The organism is Mesorhizobium sp. B2-4-18, assembly GCF_006441385.1.
GTDB lineage: Bacteria > Pseudomonadota > Alphaproteobacteria > Rhizobiales > Rhizobiaceae > Mesorhizobium > Mesorhizobium australicum.
The window spans coordinates 99,590-116,030 of sequence record NZ_VFUW01000015.1 but is presented as its reverse complement, the minus strand read 5'-3'; the positions used below and the strand labels follow the sequence as shown (position 1 = coordinate 116,030).

Annotated in this window: 14 protein-coding genes and 3 pseudogenes; 11 read left to right on the top strand and 6 right to left on the bottom strand. The window is 60.2% G+C overall.

The genetic code is table 11. From position 1 onward, the window contains the following. Positions 1–440 precede the first annotated feature (440 nt). Entirely contained in the window at positions 441–1,316 is an 876-nt protein-coding gene (locus FJ527_RS27355; protein WP_246677822.1) for a MurR/RpiR family transcriptional regulator, read from the bottom strand. A 196-nt stretch (positions 1,317–1,512) separates the two neighbouring features. Here FJ527_RS27355 and iolD point away from each other — a divergent pair, with 196 nt between their 5' ends. Further along, a complete protein-coding gene (gene iolD, locus FJ527_RS27350; protein WP_140824509.1) occupies positions 1,513–3,354 on the top strand; it encodes a 3D-(3,5/4)-trihydroxycyclohexane-1,2-dione acylhydrolase (decyclizing) in 1,842 nt (613 codons plus the stop codon). Between the two features lie 30 nt (positions 3,355–3,384). Here iolD and FJ527_RS27345 read toward each other — a convergent pair. Beyond that, positions 3,385–3,813: pseudogene (locus FJ527_RS27345) on the bottom strand (SMP-30/gluconolactonase/LRE family protein); the annotation flags it as partial. 65 nt (positions 3,814–3,878) lie between these two features. On the opposite strand from FJ527_RS27345, the gene FJ527_RS27340 reads away from it, so the two are divergent. The 3 genes from FJ527_RS27340 (at position 3,879) to FJ527_RS27335 (ending at position 6,127) form a co-directional block, all read left to right on the top strand. After that, positions 3,879–4,250: a hypothetical protein gene (locus FJ527_RS27340; RefSeq protein WP_348642629.1), complete on the top strand. Its 372-nt coding sequence runs from the start codon at positions 3,879–3,881 to the stop codon at positions 4,248–4,250. Continuing rightward, the gene (locus FJ527_RS29960; protein ID WP_348642630.1) at positions 4,136–4,396 is read left to right on the top strand and encodes a hypothetical protein; all 261 of its coding nucleotides are present in this window, start codon (positions 4,136–4,138) and stop codon (positions 4,394–4,396) included. The genes FJ527_RS27340 and FJ527_RS29960 overlap by 115 nt, the downstream gene beginning before the upstream one ends. Before the next feature lie 669 nt (positions 4,397–5,065). Next, on the top strand, positions 5,066–6,127 hold the full coding sequence (locus tag FJ527_RS27335) for an aromatic ring-hydroxylating dioxygenase subunit alpha (RefSeq protein ID WP_140824508.1): 1,062 nt from the start codon (positions 5,066–5,068) through the stop codon (positions 6,125–6,127). A gap of 354 nt (positions 6,128–6,481) precedes the next feature. Here the strand turns inward: FJ527_RS27335 and FJ527_RS29770 are convergent. Further along, a pseudogene (locus tag FJ527_RS29770) lies at positions 6,482–6,757 on the bottom strand (glycine zipper 2TM domain-containing protein); the annotation flags it as partial. Between the two features lie 217 nt (positions 6,758–6,974). Then, positions 6,975–7,176, bottom strand: a pseudogene (locus FJ527_RS27325) (type II toxin-antitoxin system HicB family antitoxin); the annotation flags it as partial. 116 nt (positions 7,177–7,292) lie between these two features. Here FJ527_RS27325 and FJ527_RS27320 point away from each other — a divergent pair. The 7 genes from FJ527_RS27320 (at position 7,293) to FJ527_RS27290 (ending at position 14,974) form a co-directional block, all read left to right on the top strand. Beyond that, positions 7,293–8,855: a recombinase family protein gene (locus FJ527_RS27320; RefSeq protein WP_140824507.1), complete on the top strand. Its 1,563-nt coding sequence runs from the start codon at positions 7,293–7,295 to the stop codon at positions 8,853–8,855. Continuing rightward, on the top strand, positions 8,852–9,691 hold the full coding sequence (locus FJ527_RS27315) for a plasmid partitioning protein RepB C-terminal domain-containing protein (RefSeq protein WP_246677821.1): 840 nt from the start codon (positions 8,852–8,854) through the stop codon (positions 9,689–9,691). The genes FJ527_RS27320 and FJ527_RS27315 overlap by 4 nt, the downstream gene beginning before the upstream one ends. A 103-nt stretch (positions 9,692–9,794) precedes the next feature. Continuing rightward, the gene (locus FJ527_RS27310) at positions 9,795–10,565 is read left to right on the top strand and encodes a response regulator transcription factor (RefSeq protein WP_140824506.1); all 771 of its coding nucleotides are present in this window, start codon (positions 9,795–9,797) and stop codon (positions 10,563–10,565) included. 266 nt (positions 10,566–10,831) lie between these two features. Next, complete coding sequence (locus FJ527_RS27305) at positions 10,832–11,689, top strand: GHMP kinase (RefSeq protein ID WP_224720270.1); 858 nt, start codon at positions 10,832–10,834, stop codon at positions 11,687–11,689. Between the two features lie 24 nt (positions 11,690–11,713). Then, on the top strand, positions 11,714–12,787 hold the full coding sequence (locus FJ527_RS27300) for a pyridoxal-phosphate dependent enzyme (protein WP_246677820.1): 1,074 nt from the start codon (positions 11,714–11,716) through the stop codon (positions 12,785–12,787). A gap of 205 nt (positions 12,788–12,992) precedes the next feature. Continuing rightward, the gene (locus FJ527_RS27295; RefSeq protein WP_140824505.1) at positions 12,993–13,559 is read left to right on the top strand and encodes a GNAT family N-acetyltransferase; all 567 of its coding nucleotides are present in this window, start codon (positions 12,993–12,995) and stop codon (positions 13,557–13,559) included. A gap of 77 nt (positions 13,560–13,636) precedes the next feature. Then, positions 13,637–14,974 (top strand): MmgE/PrpD family protein, encoded by a 1,338-nt coding sequence (locus FJ527_RS27290; RefSeq protein WP_181166512.1) that lies wholly within the window; start codon positions 13,637–13,639, stop codon positions 14,972–14,974. Between the two features lie 12 nt (positions 14,975–14,986). Here the strand turns inward: FJ527_RS27290 and FJ527_RS27285 are convergent, their stop codons facing one another. Together FJ527_RS27285 and FJ527_RS29475 are read right to left on the bottom strand one after the other, a co-directional pair. Beyond that, entirely contained in the window at positions 14,987–15,427 is a 441-nt protein-coding gene (locus FJ527_RS27285) for a MucR family transcriptional regulator (protein WP_224720327.1), read from the bottom strand. A gap of 790 nt (positions 15,428–16,217) precedes the next feature. Beyond that, the gene (locus FJ527_RS29475; RefSeq protein ID WP_181166511.1) at positions 16,218–16,367 is read right to left on the bottom strand and encodes a hypothetical protein; all 150 of its coding nucleotides are present in this window, start codon (positions 16,365–16,367) and stop codon (positions 16,218–16,220) included. Positions 16,368–16,441 lie beyond the last annotated feature (74 nt).

Here is a 16,441-nt window from a genome sequence, read left to right as displayed (position 1 = left end):
CGGCCATGGCCGATGAACTCATCAGCGCCGCGAAGGCGACGCCCAAAAGCAGTTTCTTCATTGTATTTCTCCTCCACATAGTATTGGTGTCCGGCTGCACCGATTGAACCGGAATCTCCGATCAGGGAATCTCTCCGCCTCTCGTTCCGGCCTTGAAGCCACCATCCCGATATTCGATGAAAAGGATTGCCCCGCGCTGAAGCCAGCGGTGCTCCTTAATTCGATCCGCAACGATAATTGCAGTCCCTGCATATTCTGCAACGATCTGTGAGTCAATTCGCCTTCAATTTTCTTAAAGGGAGACCCGATCTGCAAATTTCATTGCGAGGGCAGACCGCATCATCTGCCTGCTCTGCAATCGAAATCATGCTGCCGCCGCCAACATCTCTACCATGGTGAGAGGCAAGAAGAGGACTGGAACCCAATCTGCGAAGTAGGAGCTATTGCCCGGTGACTATCGGGATGCGCGGGTCAACGCCGTTGTTCTGCAATCGCGCCGCCAGCGCTACGGTTAGCGCCTGAGCAAGGCACATCGGGGCCGCAAGCGATCTTGAAAACGTGTATTCGTGCTCTGGGACAGCAAAAAGCACGCGTGCGCCCTTGGTCAACGGGGACAGGGTGCTGTCCGAAATCGCCACGATGGAAATGCCCCTGCTGGCAACCTCTTCCACGACATTCACGACCTCGTTTGCATAGAACCGGAACGACACCGCGAAAAGCACGTCCTGCGGGCGGATCGCACGGGCCATATGCGTGGCCAGCCCGCCGCCAGGGTCCAGCAACGTGCAGCGCTTGCCCAGCATCGTGAGTATGTAACGCAGGAGTTCGACCACCGGCGCCGAGCGTAATTGTCCGATAAGATAGATGACGTCGGCTTTCTCCAGAAGGTTGACCGCTTCGGCCAGGTCCTCCGGCGGGATAGCTGTCAGCATCTCCTGCAGCGAGGCTATGTCACGGACGACCAGATCGTGCATCAAAGCGAATTCGCTGCGGTCGGTTCGCGCCCCCAGTTCCGTCTCCAGCGCCTTGATGCGCGCCTCAAAGCCGGGTGCTGCGGTCGACAATCGCTTCTGGAAAAGGGTTTGAAGATCCTTGAATCCCTCATAGCCCAGTGCCTGGCCAAAGCGCACGAAGCTCGATGCGTGAACGCCGCTGCTTTCAGCGATCGCGTTCACGGATCGCACCGCGACATCATTCGGGTTCTGCGTGAGATACAACGCTATCTTCTGGTAAGACTTGCTCATCTGCTCATACCGATCGTGGATCAAGCGTATGAGTTCCTCGTAGTCCTTTGGGGCTTCGACTTTCTCTTCCACGACAGACATCCTTGCAATTTTCGTTGCATGATGGCTTGTTTGCGCTTCGTTTACCAGCTGAGAATTCCGACCCGAAAAACCTGATCCGGTTCTGCCGTTGCCGTCAATTGCAATGGTGCTTGCAAAAAATCAGATTCTGCAATAAGAATTGAACTCATCATTCGGCGTGAGTTGCCGCGATGCCCGGAGGAATCAAATGTCAGTCGTCCGTCTGACCATGGCGCAAGCCCTGGTCCGCTATCTTTGCAATCAGTTCACCATCGTCGACGGGGAGAGAGTTCCGCTCTTTCCGGGCGTCTTCGCCATCTTCGGGCACGGCAACGTCACCTGCCTATCGGAAGCGCTGGAAGCGGTCCAGGATCGGTTGCCAACGTGGCGCGGGCAAAATGAGCAGTCGATGGCTCTCGCGGCAATCGGTTTCGCTAAATCCAAGCGCCGCCGCCAGATCATGGTGGCCGCGACGTCGATCGGCCCCGGCGCCCTCAACATGGTCACCGCCGCCGGTGTCGCCCATTCGAACCGTCTGCCGGTGCTGATGCTCTCTGGCGATACTTTCATCAATCGCCGCCCCGACCCAGTCATGCAGCAGGTCGAACACTTCGGCAATCCGACCATCAATGTCAACGATGCCTTCAAGGCGGTGACCCGTTATTGGGACCGCATCGTCCATCCTGAAGGCATAATCTCCTCACTCCCCCAGGCGGTAGCCACCATGCTGGATCCGGCCGATTGCGGTCCGGTATTCATCGCATTGCCGCAGGATGTCCAGGAGATGGCTTGGGACTACCCTGAGGAATTCTTCGCGGAGACGGTACACGCGATCCCGCGACCGCGCCCCGACGCCAATCGGCTGGCTGAAGCGGTGAAGCTGCTGCAGGCAGCCAAGCGCCCGCTGATCATTTCTGGCGGTGGCACCCGTTACTCCGGCGCCGAGCAGGTGTTGGCCGACCTGGCCCTTATCCACGGCATTCCGTTGTGTGAGACGATCGCCGGCAAAAGTACCGTAAGCCACAATCATCCTGCTTATGTCGGCCCGATTGGTATCGTCGGCTCGACCTCGGCTAACGCGCTCGCCGCTTCAGCGGACGTGATCGTTGCCGTCGGCACGCGGCTGATGGACTTCACCACCGGCTCCTGGAGCGCTTTTGCAACGGACGCCAAATTCATTTCCATCAATGCTGCCCGTTGGGACGCGACCAAGCATCGTGCCTTGGCCGTGGTAGGCGATGCTCTCGCCACGCTCAGCGAATTGGAGCAGTCACTCGCAGAGTGGCAAGCACCACGCGAATGGACCGAGAAGGGCCGAATAGAGTTCGCCAATTGGAACAAGGCGCTGGACGGGTATCAGCAGCCGACCAACCAGCCCGTTCCCAGCTACGCCCAGGTCATCGGCATAGTGAATGAACGCGCAGGCGAGCGAGACCTGGTCATCACGGCCGCGGGGGGCCTCCCGGGCGAGGTCATGAAGAACTGGCGCGTCAAGTCGCCCAATACGTTCGACTGCGAATTCGGCTTCTCGTGTATGGGTTACGAGATTGCCGCCGGCTGGGGCGCCGCGCTCGCCGATCCCACGCGAACCCCGATCGTGATGATTGGTGACGGCACCTACATGATGATGAACTCGGACATTTATTCCACGGTCCTGTCGGGCCATAAGATGGTGGTAATCGTCTGCGACAATGGCGGCTACGCCGTCATCAATCGTCTCCAGAATGCCAAGGGCGCTGCCTCTTTCAACAACCTGATCAAGGATTGCCGAGTGAAGGAGCCGTTCAGCGTCGACTTTGTGAAGCACGCCGAGTCGATGGGCGCGCTCACCCGGCGTGTCGACAGCCTCGCGGACCTTGCGCGAGCCGTCGATTGGGCACTCGGAACGGACCGGACGACGGTCATCACGCTGGTGTCCGATGGTTTCACCTGGACACCAGGCGACGCCTGGTGGGACGTGGGTGTGCCCGAGGTAAGCGCCAGGCCGCAGGTGCGGGAAGCGCATGCGGAACAGGCGCAAGCTCGCAGGAAGCAGCGCGTAGGCGTCTGACTTCATAGCAAAACATCTCTCTCTTCCAACTCACGCTCGTGCTGCCGCATTGGCGACGACAAACACCGAATAGAGCGACTGCCGCGCCGTAATGAACAGGCGGTTGCGCTTGGCGCCGCCGAAGGTGAGGTTCGCCACCGTCTCTGGAATGCGGATCTTGCCGATCAGCATGCCGTCGGGATCGAAGCAGTGGATGCCGTCGCCGGCGCCCGCCCACACACGTCCGGCCGTATCCACCCTGAGCCCGTCGAACAGGCCAGCGCTGCAGGTGACGAAAACGTCGAGTTCCCCGAGCGTCGCTCCTTCGACGGCGAACTTGCGGATGTGCCGCGGCCCGTCCTTCTGGTGCGTGATGCCGGTGTCGCCGACATAGAGGGTGGCATCGTCCGGCGAGAAGGCTAGACCGTTTGGCTTGGCCATCGTCGAGACGACGCACGCCACCTCGCCCGTTAGGGGGTCGGCAAGCTTATTGAATACGCGTTCCACGGGTCCAGTGCATGGGTTTAAAGTTCATCGAGCCGCTGATGCCGACCTTGGTCGAGAAACCTCCCGAGGGGGTGGGCTGGATTCACGAGGTGAAGTTCGACGGCTACCGCTCGCAAATCGTCAAGGACGAGGGCGGCGTGCGGATCTTCACGCGCCGGGGACTGGACGGGACGGCGAAATATCGCGATCTAGCCAAGGCGGCCGGCGACCTCGAGGTGGAGAGCGCTATCATCGACGGCGAGATCATCGTCCTGAACGATGCGGCCTGCCCGACTTCGGCGCGCTGCGCAAGGCAATCACCAGCCGGCAGCACGACCTCTATTTCGCCGCCTTCGATCTCCTGCACGTCAACGGCCATAATCTCCGCGACGTGCCGCTGGAAGATCGCCGCGAGATCCTTGCCGAGATGATTCCCGAAGGACAGCACATCCAATTCAGTCAGGCGCTGCCTGATGATGCCCCCAGCATTTTCCACCTTGTCGAGCAGGCTGGCATGAAGGGCGTGGTGTCGAAGCGAAAGGACAGGAAGTATCGCTCTGGCCCGTCGACGAACTAGATGACCTTCAGCAGTTTAGAGCTGGCTGCCAAACGGTCATCATGCTTGCGCGGGAAATAATCGCTTTGGAGATGCGGTTAAGCAACCGGCATAGCGACCGAAGTGCGATAACGTCAGCGTATACCCCGGCGTGACGTCACTCGGACTCCCCTTCTCGGCGCAACATTTGAGCCAAGGTCAGCCATTGTTTCAGAGTCGTGCCGGGGCTTAAAACCTGATCTGACGCCCGGCGCCGGTAATAGGGCACGCACCTGGAAGATCCCCGTCCCCACTAATGTCCGGATCGGGGCCGTATCCGGACGGTCTCCTTCTAGGGAGCGCTCGTCGGTAAGCTGCCGTTCGAGCTCACAGTCCATCGGGCGAAGTTTGCCTTGTCAGCTGACCCCATCCTCGTCTTTCGCGAGCGAACCGCACCATTCTTGTACCGGCCGTTCATCAGGCGGACGACGAACTGGCCGCGACGTCGGCTTGGAACCTGTGCTGCGGTTAAGGCATCCGACGTGTTGATCGCGGTCGACAACTAGGTCGGCGAATTGGAAATGAACCGCAACTCCAGCAAATCTGTTAAAGCAAAATTACACGCCGGCTTACAGGCTGTGCGCAGCAGAGCCAATTCCCTTGCGATGTCGCCCCGCTTGCGACAGGATTGCAGCAATTCGAGGTTAGCCTATGACGCCAGACACCTTGCGGCCCAACCACCTGCCACTCGACACTCCGCCCGTGCAATGCCTGAATCTGGACCCTTCGCTTTATGTCCGCGATGATATCTGGCAGCAGGAACGGGGTAACATTTTCGCGCACACCTGGCAGTTCATGGGGCCAGTCGCCTTGGTCGCGACGTCCGGTCAATACCTTGCCATCGACATCGCCGGTACGCCGATCTTCGCCATCCGGGGCCGGGACGGGACCTTGCGCGGATTTAAGAACGTCTGCCGCCACCGGGGGGCGAAACTTCTGGCCGATGGCGCGGGCAGATGTGGGCTGATCGTTTGTCCCTATCACAAATGGTCCTTTGCCGACACCGGACGGCTGGTGCAGGCCCCATGGTATGGCAAGGATCCCGCGATCATCGCCGAAGACTGGCCGCTGGAGACTGTGCAGTTGTCCGAATGGCGCGGGCTGCTCTTCGCGGCACTCGACCCGAAGGAAAGTCTTCTGGATCAACTTGGCTCTCTGCCCGCCGAACTGGCGGACGAGCCGTTGGAGACCTATGCCGCCACCGATCAGGCCACTGTCAGCTTTGCGGCGAACTGGAAGATCTACACCGACAATTTCGTCGAAGGCTACCACATCCCTGGCACGCATCCCTCGTTCTACGCTGCCATCGACTTCGAAGCTTTCCAGACCACCGCCCATCCCGGTTATGTCCGGATGACCGCACCTCCGAAAGACGGTCTGTTCTATCGCGGCAAATGGCTTTGGATGTGGCCGAACTGGACGCTGTCGCTTTTCGATGGCGGCATGAACGTTAGCCGGATCAACCCGACCTCACCGCATCACACAGACCAGCATTACCATTTCTTCTTTGCCGACACCTCTGCAAAAGCATTCGAGAGCAGGGCGCAATCTGTGCAAGGCACTCTGGCCGTGGTACGCGAGGACTACACCATCTGCGCCGATACGCATCGCAACTATGCCGCAGGGGCCTATAGCTCCGGCCCGCTCTCGGGGCGGCATGAGCGGGGAGTGCAGTATTTCCAGGAACGGGTCACTGCGGCACTGGGGCTGTGAGCGCCCCTGGCGTCCCCTGTCCGCCGGATAGTGCTCCGTCTCGGCGCCAGCACGAGAGCCCCCGGCCCGTCGAGGGTATAGGGCGGGCACGGTAAGACGAGTTACGAGCGTCGCGGCAATCGGAGCTCGCGCAATGCGGAGAGCAGATCGGCGAACGCGGTTTTGACGGCCGAGTTAGCGGGCGCTCTTACCGGCCGGACCCTTGAGGGCTGGAACGGGGCCGACAGCAGACTTACCGCTTCCAGCGATTAGAGAATCCATGCAGCCACTTCAGAGTGTCGTATCAGGCATACCGTACAGAAGAATGACGGCGTGAGAGCCGGCATTGCGCGCCGGCTCCCTCAGTCGGAAGCTGTTGTAATACTGGTCGTCGCAGGGCGCGTTATAGATGCGGCCGTAGCGATCCTGGTAGCGGCATTGCTGATCTTCGCGGCGCTGCGGGGTGGTGGCCGAGCCAACGACGGCGCCGATCACGGTGCTCTTGGTGTTGCCGCCGATCGCCTGGCCAAGCAGCGCGCCGCCAGCGCCGCCGACGAGCGCGCCGGTGGTGGCCCGTTGCTGGCCCTCGGTCTGCGTTTCGCAGCCGGCAAGGGCTGCGGTGATAAGCGCTGCCAGGATGGCCTTCTTGATGAGACGAGAACTCCCCTGAAGCCCCGGGAACTGACAACAGACTGAAACAGGGCGCTTTCGCCCAAGTGCTGGCGCATTGCGGCGGAACGGCGGCGTGACTTCTCACGAAGTGAGATCAAGGTTTCTCGACCGTTGAAGACCGTGGTGTCCAAATGCAAAGATGGGCGGGCGTTACCGGCCGATCTGTAGTTGTGGTGAGAGCGCCCCAATCTCCACCGGCAAGCACTTGCTCGATCGATGACGGCTCCGGTATGGCCTCGCCATCTTGCACGAGCCCTTCAACGTGGAAAGCAAGCGCCTCCTCGGTTGTGACGACCGCCTCGTCCAGGCTGCTGGCCGCTGTGACAACGCCAGGAACGTCAGGGAACGACACACCGAGATCCCCGCTTCTTGTGAATCAGGCCGATATAGTTGCGCACAGCTACATCTCGTATTGTCGGCTGCTCGCATTCGACACAAACTGGATAGGTTTCCCTAACCAAATCGCAGGCGGCGCGGCCCTCTACTATGGACGCGAGTACCATGGCGCGAGGCGATGGACAAAGCAGCAGCGGCCCAGTTCCCTGAAAGGCGCATCGTGCGCGCGGCTCAGTATCTGCGCATGTCGAAAGAGCACCAGATCTACTCGATTGACAACCAGAAAGATGCCATCCGCAACTATGCTGAGATCATGGGATACGACATGGTTGCCACTTACGAGGACGCCGGTCGGAGCGGTCTCAGCCTGGGCGGTCGCCCCGGCCTTCAGCAAATGCTGGCCGATGTGGAGAGTGGGCGTGCCGACTTCGAAACCATCGTAGTCTATGATGTCAGTCGCTGGGGACGCTTTCAGAACATAGATGAAAGCGCGTCCTACGAGTATCGTTGCCACATGGCTGGCGTGCGGATCGAATTCTGCGCCGAGCAGTTCTTGAACGACGGCAGCATCGGATCCGATGTCCTTAAGGCCATCAAACGAAGCATGGCGGCCGAACACAGTCGCATGCTCTCGCAAAAGACATTCATAGGCCAAGCAAGGCTGATCCGGCTGGGGTTCCGACAGGGTGGTAAGCCAGGACTCGGCTTAAGACGCCAGGTGATCGACCATTCAGGACGTCCCAAACTCATTCTCTCCGAACACGAGCAAAAGAGCGTGCACACAGACAGAACGATCCTGGTGCCCGGACCGCCTAAAGAGGTTGCAACGGTTCGCTGGATCTTTCGTCAGTTCGTCAAAAACCACCTGACAGAGCTTGAGTTGGCAAGGCTGCTGAACAAGCGCGGCGTGCTGACGGACCTTGGTCGGCCATGGAAGCGGGAAACGGTGCGCGGAGTTCTGACTAACGAAAAATACATTGGGACAAATGTCTGGAACAGGCGCTCTCGCAAGCTAAAAGCAAAGGCAGTAAGCAACCCTTCTGAACAGTGGGTTCGAGCGGAAGGCGTATTTGAGCCCATTGTTGACCGCGATCTGTTCGATCGGGCGCAAATCATTCACAGAGCGCTATATGCGCATCTGAGGGTGACCAACGAAGAGATGCTTGCTGCACTGAAAAAGGTCCTGGCGCGCGAAGGCGCCTTGTCTAGTTCCATCATCAACGCTGCGGCGGATTGCCCCGCAGCTAGCCAATATCATTATCGCTTTGGAAGCGTCCTGAAGGCCTACGAGTTGATTGGATATCAGCCGCCAAAGAACTGGCAGTTTATTACCTCGAAAGAGCGATTGGCGTCGGTGCGCGCGCAAGCAATAGGGGACCTGCTGGACGCGATCGAAAGGATTGGCGGAAAGGCGACTTACGACACACAGAACGACCTCTTGCGGATCAACGACGAGTTCACTGTTGCGATCGAAATCGCACGTTGCCGCGCTTCCGACCACGGATATGCCTTCTGGTCTATGGACACTCAGCGCCAGTCGGTGGCCGACATTTTCACCTTGATCAGGATGAGTCCTGGTGACCTGGTCATTCGCGATTACCTGATTGCGCCTGCGTCCAAAATCGTCGGCAGACCAGCCTTGCTCGCTAATAATGGAGCACAGCTGGATACCTACCTGTTTCTCTCCCTAACCCCACTTACCAGGCTGGCAGGGCGAGCAAGCGTGGAGAACATATTGTGAGTTCGAAGTATCGTATTACCCGCGATGCGGCCTACCGAGCTTTGCTTGGCAGTGATCAGAGACACGCCCAGAATCTTGCTGATGATCAGCCAGGGTCAAAGCAAAAGCTCTTCGCGCCAACGCTCTTGGTCGCCTATGAGGTGGTCTGTAGACGCAAGCGCGATTTCATAGAAGAAGCAGAAGCAGCAGAGCAGCGTCTGGGCCGTCTGGTTGAAGCGTTTCGCCTGACAATTTGTGATGAAAGGTTTCGCTCATTGCTAGTGTGCGAGGGGCTCGCCACTATACCAAAACTTTTGGCTGAGAGATTGCAATGTACCGCGTTCGAACCGGGAGCAGCAAGGCATATTAGCGGATCGCTTTCCAAGAGAAGCGCAGGCCGGCAACCCATCAGTGGGATTTGTCAGGACGTCCTCGACTTTCTCCAGCATTGCCCTGTGAGGGTGAAAATCTTCGGCTTGCTGCGGCATGTGCTTCCGACCAGGCAATTGGAAATTGCTCGACTAATGGTTGCTATGGAACGGGTCACGTTCACGTACGCAAAGATCCTTGTCGCGTTTACGCCGCATGCACTGCTGGCCCCGGGTTTCCATCCGACGATGATTGCGAATGTGTCTGAAGATCAACTGAGCACGATGACGCAAGAACTCGGAATGCTATGCAGTGAGTTTCTGAGTACCGTGGAGCGACGTGGCTTCGTAAGCCTGGAACTGTTGGCAGCCGGCCGCTATTTTGACCAGATGATGGATAATTCTAGGGTGGTGCGCTATCTGGCCCATAACTTCCCAAGCCAATTTGAAGAGTTTCATGAATTGTTGGCTTCTGCCTCTAATAGGTAGGATTGATGCCTCATTCATCCGCCCGATGACGCGTTTTGAAGCGGCGAACCCAGCATGAGCTTTGATCAGGAGTTGCTACCATCGCCGATCGAATCTATCATCCTTGCCGCCGGCGCGACGAATTCGATCTGCGAAGCTGCACTGGATCGCGGGCGCAAGACTTGGCGGCCCCATGAAGCCATTGATCGCCATCTGCTCGCAGGATGCCGACTTCTATCTTCTGCTGAGCCACATTCTTGAGGTCGACGGTTTTACTCCCATGCTGGCCGCCTCCATCGAGGACGTGTTGGCGCTCGTCTGCGCCAAACCCATCGAGGCGGTGTTGCTGGACTGCAGGGCAGACAACCAGTTGGCGGCACAAAGCGGCCGGCTCAAGCAGGATACCGCGGTGGGCGCCATCCCCTGTGTGGCCCTGGTCCATGCGGGCGCGGAAGCGCAGCTCATCCAGCTCTTGCAGTCAGGGATCGACGAGTGTTTTGTCAGGCCTTTCGCGCCAGCCAAGCTGCTCCAGGACCTGCGCTCCAGGCTCGCCATCGCCCTGACACCAGAGCCAGCGACGCAGGATGGCCGACCACTTGCTTACGCCGATGTCGAAATGCGGCTCGATACCCATCGCGTTTCTTGCGCCGGCAAGGAGATCGCGCTCGGGCCGATCGAGTTCAAGTTGCTGCGTCACATGCTGGAGAACCCGGAGAGAGTGCTCAGTCGTGCCGAATTGATTGGCGCTGCCTGGGCGCGCAACCGCGGCGTCGGCGCTCGCACGGTCGATGTCCACATCTCCCAGCTGCGAAAGCAGCTTAGCCAATGTTCTGGGGACGCCGCCATCCGAACCGTCAGGCTTGCCGGATACGCGCTGGCACGCAGTCCGTCCTGATCATCCCCGCAGCTTCCACTTCCCGGCTAATGCGCCGCCTGTAACCCCGATATTTTGGAGTGGTCGCCGTGTTCCTTTATTGATTGGGTTTAATGCTCTTAACATTCTAGAACAAACAAGATGTAACGTATATAGCACAAAAGATTAGTTTGTTTGTTGTTGCGCGCCGGTGTCTGAAATGAAAGTCTCGGTAAGAATTTACATCAGTATAATCTAATACGTTGTTCTTAGGAGGTCGTCTCATGCTGGACGGAGCTGGATTTGGCGTGGCCGTCGGCCACCACGGCGAATTGGTTCAGGGTCTGTTCGAGGACGACGGCGCTCGGCTGCGGCGCGCGCTGGTCTCGCTCCCCTGCCGTCAGCTGCAATCCAGGGCCAGGTTCAGCCCAGGCGACGGCGATCTCGTGGCTGTGACGCCGGTATCGTGCGACAAAGCCAGGCGCGCCGCGGAATTGACCATCGCAAGGTTCGGCCAAAGGGGGACCGGCGGGAATCTCGTCATAGACAGCAACGTCCCGGTCGGCCGCGGCATGGGATCGTCCACGGCCGACGTGCTGGCGAGTATCCAGGCCGTGCTGGGGTGGCTGGAGATCGAGGCGGCGTCGGACGAGGTGATGCGCATCGCGGTCAGCGCCGAGACGGCCTGTGACTCCACCCTCTTCAAACAACAGGCGGTGCTGTTCGCCCATCGTGACGGGATCGTCTTGGAAGCTTTCCGCAGACCGCTGCCTCCGGTCGATCTGATCAGCGTCGACACAACGCCGGATGTGACCGTCGACACACTCGAATACCAGCCGGCGCGCTACGATGCCTCGGAAATCGAGACCTTCCGGCCGCTGCGCAGCCTGCTGCGCACGGCCATCAAGCATGCGGATGTCCGCATGCTTGGCCGAGTTGCGACGGCAAGCGCGCGCATCAACGAGCGCTTCCTGCCAAAGCCCGGTCTGGACGAGATCGAAACCATTGGCTGCCGTTTCGATGCCGTAGGTGTCCAGGTCGCCCATAGTGGCACGGTCGTCGGACTGATGTTCGATGCGCTCGATCCAAAGGCCTCGGCAAACATCGATGGCGCGGCGGACGCTTTGAGAGGGTCTGGTTTCGACCCGGCAGTCTACCGTCACTGACCACTCTGGGCCCAGGGAAGAAGCATGATGTCTGTCCACACGTTGATGCGCAGGCTGGAAGAATTCGAGGGTCCTCGCCTCGTTCCGCTCAGCGCCACTCTGTTCAGCGCCTCTTTCTTCCTAATGAAGCTTCTACCGGCTCGCTTCATGCTCGAACGCGCCGTCGAACAGGGACGGTTGAGACCGGGAGGGATAATCTGCGAATCCTCGTCCGGTACCTTTGGCCTTGCCCTCGCCATGCTGGCGGTTCAGCACGGCTACAGGTTGATCCTGGTCAGCGACTGGGCGCTCGATCGCCATCTTCATCGGCGCCTCATCGAACTCGGCGCCGAGGTGGCGATCGTCGACACCCCGGCGCCTGCGGGCGGGCTGCAGCAAGCGCGCCTCGATCGTCTGCACGAGTATCTGCGCGATATTCCCGGCAGCTACTGGCCCTCGCAGTACGACAATCGAGACAACGCGCGCTCCTACGGCAAGGTCGCCGAAAAGTTGATCGACAGGGTCGGCAAGGTGGACTGCCTGGTCGGTCCGGTCGGATCGGGGGGTTCGATGAGCGGCACATCGCATTACCTGCGCACGCTGTTTCCCGATCTGCATGCGATAGGCGTCGATACGCCGGGCAGCGTGCTGTTTGGCCAGCCGAGCGGCAGGCTCAACCTGAGCGGTCTGGGCGGCAACATCCTTCCGGCCAATGTCGATCACAGCCAGTTCGACGAGGTCCACTGGCTGACGCCAGTGGAGGTCTTCCAAGCCACCCATCAGCTTCATCGCCAGCACGGGCTTTTCATGGGCCCGACCAGTGGCGCCGCTTACAGGGTTGCCGAATGGTGGTCTCACAACAATCCCGACAAGAAGGTGGTCGTGCTCTTTCCAGACGAGGGCCACCGCTATGTCGAGACTGTCTACGACCAGCAATGGCTTGCAACGATTGCTGGCTGGCCGAGTCCACTGCCTGCCTGCCCGATCACTGTGGGCGCGCCGAGCGAGCCGATGTCAGCATGGTCCCGCTTCTCCTGGAGGCGCAGGACGCTGCAACAAGTCCTGGAGCGGGCCGGTGATGGGCTTAACCCGGGCGGCGGACAAAGCAATGGGTTCTGAGGCTTCGTGCGCCGGTGATGCAATGGCCGGGGTGTGGTCGGCGCCCACATGCCATGCCGGTCCGCCACCTCTTCCGGGTCTCGCCGGCCTGTATACCGCCGCAAGCTGCGCAATCCTGTGATGCAACGGCGCCGTACTAGCCCCCATCGATATCCAGCGACAATGATCGCCGGCTGACCGGGCCATGTGAAGCGAGGACGAACCCATGAGATCGCCATCGACATCGGGCGCGACGGCAATTGGGAATGCGCGAGCCTCGTCGATCGTGTCGCGCCTGGACCGGATCAGCCTGCAGCGCGTGGCGCTCTGCGATCGGGCTGCCATCAAGACGCTGCTGCTCGATCCTGAGCAGGAGCAGTTCGCCGGCGACGTGGATGTGGTCTTTGACGGACTGCAAAACAGCCGCTATCCGCAGTTTGAGCACCCCCTGGCAATTGTCGCCGCCGACAAGACGGTCGGCTTCTTCATTCTTCGCGAGAGACTTGCATTGCCCCTCTGGGCGCCAAAGGACGCGGTCACATTGCACAGTTTCCGCGTTTCTCGCACCTTGCAAGGTAGGGGATACGGCCGCGCCGGAATGGATCTGGCGATCTCGTGGGTCCGGCGGAAACGCCCCCGCGTCAAGCAGCTGATGCTTGCCGTCAACATCCGCAATGCCGCAGCGAAATCGGCTTATCTCAAAGCGGGTTTCAGCGACACTGGTCAAATCCTCCACGGCCCAATCGGCGATCAAAACATTCTGACGGTGAGGATTCCACCCGGCTACGGCTGAGCGGCGTCTCGAGTCCCGGCTTTTCATCTCGACAATCCAGGTATACCAGGTATATGATTATCGAAAGGGAGGAAGCAATGCGGTTCGCTACGCAGCGGTTCGCCGATTTTGTCTGTGATGCCGGGCGCCGAGACCAGCCTGATATGGTCATCGAGAAGACCCAACGCGCCATTCTCGATACGATCGCGGCTCTCCTCGGCGGTGTGCCGACCGACAATGCGCGGCTGTCGCGCATTGCCGCCAGAGCCTGTTTTGGAGCAGGTGCGGCACATGCCTGGTTCGCCGAGGCCGGCCTGCATCCGCTCGGCGCCCTGTTTGCCAATTGCGCGGCCGCGAGTTCGCTCGACGTCGATGACGGCCATTGCCTTGCGGCGGGTCACCCGGGTGCTGCCATCGTCCCGGCCGTGCTGATGGAAGCGGCAAGGCTGGGCAGCGATGGCCGTGATGTGCTCACCGCGACCGCGCTAGGCTATGATGTTGCTTTGCGCATCGCCGCCGCCCGCCGCTTCACCGATACGATGAGCTTTGCCAGCGGCCAGTGGGCTGGCTTCGGCGTCGCGGCCGCCATCGGATGGCTGCGCGGCATGCAAGTCGATCAGCTCGCCCATGCACTCGCGATAGCCGGCGCCGAAGCGCCGCAAAACCTGCCGCAAGGCGATTGCCAGGCAAGCTCCGTCAAGGGCAGCAGCCCGTGGTCGACGGTCTCGGCGGTCTTCGCCGCCGACCGGGCCGGGGCCGGCATGACCGGCTCGATCGATTTGCTGGACCGGGCCCACGCCTATGATGTCGGCGCCCTCACCGCCGACCTTGGCAGCCGCTGGCTAATCGCCGAGACCTACCTCAAACCTTACGCCGCCTGCCGCTATACGCACCCGGTCATCGATGCCGTGCTCGCACTCGTTGCGGATCGTGATCCAGGGATGCCGATCGACCGCCTCGTCGTGGATATCTTTCCAGAAGCGCGGAAACTGCCCAACGAAATCGCACCGAAGTCGCTCGAAGGCGGACAGTTTTCGGTGCCTTTCGCCGCGGCATTGGCCGCACTGCGCGGCGCGGCCGCCTTCCGCCCCTTGCGTCCGTGCTCGCTCATAGATCCGGAGGTGGTGGCGCTCGCGGCGAAAGTCGAAATCCGCTACCCCCACGACCTGGCCGGGATTTTTCCGCGGCGCACGCCAGCGCGAGTGACCATGGTTGCTGGAGCGCGCGAGCGCGTCATTGACGTGCCCATACCACTGGGCGACGCCAACAACCCGATGGATGACTTGGCCTTAGACGAAAAGCTGCACGACCTCGGCCGCGACATCCTTTCGCGTGCCGAGCTCGATCAACTCATCCGGTCCGTGGGTTTGCTCAAGCACGGAGAGATCGCTCCGTTGCTCATTTGCCTGGCGCCTCAACCAGGCGCCGAACAGTGAACGCCCTGCCGCTTATGCATTCGCTTTCCGCTTCGCCCGCGCCGGTTTGGGCGGCGGGGCGGCTTTGCGGCCGAGCCCGATCGATTTCGCCAAGGCGGACCGTTGGGCGGCATAGCTTGGCGCGACCATCGGATAGTCCTTGGCCAAGCCCCATTTGGCCCTGTATTCATCGGGCGTCATGCCAAGCAGACCCAAATGACGCTTCATCGACCTGAATTTTCGGCCGTCCTCCAAACTGACGATGTAGTCGGGAAAGACCGACTTCTTTGGGTTTACAGCAGCGGCCGGCGCTGGTTTGGCGGCGATCTCCGGCTGCTCCAGCTTCAATAGCGCGGCATGCACGCTGGCAATCAGATCAGGCAAGCCTGAGGTCGGCACCGGATTGTTCTGGACATAGGCGGCCACGATCTCGGCCGTCAGACCTATCGGGTCGAAGCTCTCGGTATTGGTCAATTGTAACTCCTGTATTGTCCCCTCGACTTCCCTATTGCGGAATTCGAAGATGCGCAACGACCGGACTTCTGATGGGTTTGGATCAGCAATGAAATGCGCTGCACGCGGATTCGAGACTTCCGCCTGGCAATCAGACGAACAAACCTGCCGGCGCATATCGACCGATTCCAGGTGCCAAAGGCACCGCGCCGGGGTCGACTTGTGATCTGGGCGTTGACTAAGCGGCGTGCCGGCGGCATGCCCGCTCGATGCATAGCCCCGCGAGGCAGCGGAGACCCAGCCTAGCGAAGCCCGGCGCTTAGCTCGCAGGCGCCTGCGAAGTTGGGAGCAGCTTTGATTTCAGCGAGCCGCTGTCTCAGGTAGGTACTCAAGTCCACCTCGCCGCGCTAAACATACCAAACCCCGCCACTGAGGGGACAGTGGCGGGCTTTGTTTGAAAGCTGTTCGACCAACTCTCCGCCGCTCCTGTCCGGGGGGTGTCGAGGGGCGCCACCGAATGAACTTGGGCCGATACAATCGGTTCCCGCCGCAAGCAAAAAAGCCCGCCGGCGTGATCCAGCGGGCGGGTGGTGAAAGGCAGATGCTCCGGTTAGTCGATCGCGCCTGAGACGGTGATCGGCGAAGAAGTCGCGGCCGTAGCATCGGACCAACGTTCACGCTTGGTCGGGATGGGTCTCTGGTAGGTTTTCATCGTCGCGCAGCTCACGCGCCGCCCTTGGTTGGGCCGGATACGATGACCAACTGGGCTGCGATGCTGCCCAAGCGCTCGCGCTTCTCCAGTTCTGGCCATTTATATGTCTTCTTCCATAGTGGTGCTCATCACGCCTGCGGCGTTGCTGGTAGCAACGACGTTGAAGCCGGCGTTGGTCAGCGCGAAATCGAGGTCAAGCAATATGACAGGCTCGTCTTCGACCACTAGGACTTTGCCGTCATGCATCATGGACCATCCATTATACGTTGGCCGCCCTAACGATGAGAGGATGGCTTAGCTCCGGCCCTGTTTGGGAGATCCCA